Origin of the sequence: Vibrio neptunius (genome assembly GCF_000967495.1) — a bacterium.
Classification (GTDB): domain Bacteria; phylum Pseudomonadota; class Gammaproteobacteria; order Enterobacterales; family Vibrionaceae; genus Vibrio; species Vibrio neptunius.
In genome coordinates, this window is record NZ_JXXU01000114.1 from 1 (window position 1) to 1,474 (window position 1,474).

1 protein-coding gene is annotated in these 1,474 nt (G+C 45.2%); it reads left to right on the plus strand.

Annotated elements, in window-relative coordinates; all coding sequences use genetic code 11:
• Positions 1 to 82: 82 nt before the first annotated feature.
• Positions 83 to 1,126, plus strand: a complete 1,044-nt coding sequence (locus tag TW84_RS23200) for an IS110 family RNA-guided transposase (protein WP_045977970.1) — start codon at positions 83 to 85, stop codon at positions 1,124 to 1,126.
• Positions 1,127 to 1,474 lie beyond the last annotated feature (348 nt).

Consider the following 1,474-nt stretch of genomic DNA (forward strand, 5'->3'; position numbering starts at 1 on the left):
TTTGATACTCATTGAGCCTTCTCCTCCAACTTAGCCTCTCGACTAAGCTGGAAGGCAACGAAACCAAAACGGAGAAGACTCTATGAGATTCTATAACAACCAGCATAACTATTACTGTGGTATTGATCTGCATGCTCGCTTACTTTACGTCTGTATTCTCGATTCACTTGGCAATAAAGTCCTGCACAAGAAGATTGATGCCGACCCTGATGCACTGCTTGAGTTAATTACACCTTATCAAGATAACATCGTCATCGGTGTCGAATGTATGCATTGCTGGTACTGGGTTAGCGACTTATGCCTTGATTATGCGTTTGACTTTGTACTCGGTCATGCGCTGTATATGAAAGCGATCCACGGTGGTAAAACCAAGAACGATCGTATCGATTCTTACAAAGTTGCCTCACTCCTTCGCGGCGGTAACTTTCCTATCGCCTATGTTTACCCTAAAGCCATGCGAGCGACACGAGATTTGCTGCGACGAAGAACCAAAATCATGCGCCATGGCGCTGACCTAAAAGCTCACGTTGCCAACACCTTCAGCCAATACAATCAGCAAAGCCATAATGTTCAACTGCGCTATCCATGTGCCCGTGAACAAGTACGCAATCAGTTCGATGAGCCCTCCATCAATCGAAGTATCGATATGGATTTGAACGTCATCGCCTTTTACACCAAGGAATTGGCGAGCGTAGAACACTTTATTGAGAAGACCGCCAAGCAGCACAATGCTCAAGATTACAACCTTATCCAGACTGTACCTGGTATTGGTCGTATTCTCGCTCTCACTATCTTGTATGAGATCGGCAATATTGCTCGCTTCCCGTCGGTTCAAAACTTCGCCTCTTATTCGCGGTTAGTTAAGTGCAAAGCCGAATCAGCGGGCAAGCAAAAAGGAACCAACGGCAACAAAATTGGGAACGCCTACTTAAAATGGGCGTTCTCGGAAGCAGCAGTTCTTTATTTAAGGGGCAATGAACCCGCTAAGAAATACATTCAACGCCTGCAAAAACGCATGAGCAAAGCCAAAGCCCTATCAGCGTTGGCTCATAAACTGGGGCGATGTGTCTACTTCATGCTAAGGGACAAAACGGTGTTTGATGAAAAACGATTTTTATCCCAATAAGTCGCACAATGAAGTGAGCTGAACGTCTAACTGGTGCTGAGTGAGAACACGTCACTGACTCAAATTTACTGGGATTTAAGCCCGAAAAAGTCAGTTGTGTCAGGTAATCCAAGCCCTCTTGCTTTGATTAGCCGCTTCATTGGTGCGCACCCATAAACGAACAGCAAAGTTGCTTACACCTTGGCTGAGCCTGAAGATAACTGGAAAACAACTGTTTAACCATTTTTTTGAATAGCGCCTGCTGAGGTTAACCGATAAGTGTCTAGTGACCCAACCAATAATGGTTGGCAGCGGCGAGACCGCAATAAGAGATCCTCAATATGTGTTTGTCGTAAGCAATGCTTGATG